General features: G+C 48.1%; 1 protein-coding gene. It reads left to right on the top strand.

From position 1 onward, the window contains the following. The coding region (locus FC07_RS07545; RefSeq protein ID WP_157050129.1) for a Cna B-type domain-containing protein at window positions 1-368 on the top strand (368 nt) is incomplete at both ends.

Raw genomic sequence — 368 nt, 5'->3', positions numbered from 1 at the left:
GGCTTACGCCCGAACAACTTGCAAGTTCAGCTTTATGCCAATGGCAAAAAGTCAGGCGAACCGGTAGACTTAACGGCAACCGCTGATTGGACCCATACTTGGACCGACTTAGCCGTTAATCAAAATGGGCAAAAAATCAGCTATACCGTTAAAGAAACCCAAAAGACGCCTGGTTACACCACACAGGTCGACGATCAAAACGCTGGTAATATCGTTATTACCAATACCCATCAACCGGCTGTGACTAGCGTTAAAGGCACCAAAACTTGGGCCGACCATGACAATCAAGACGGCGTGCGACCAAAGGCCATCACGATTCATTTATTAGCCGACGGTCAGCCTGTTGCTGAGAAAAAAGTCACGGCTTC

Origin of the sequence: Loigolactobacillus bifermentans DSM 20003 (assembly GCF_001434575.1) — a bacterium.
Classification (GTDB): Bacteria; Bacillota; Bacilli; order Lactobacillales; family Lactobacillaceae; genus Loigolactobacillus; species Loigolactobacillus bifermentans.
This window is presented reverse-complemented; position numbering and strand designations above follow the sequence as displayed.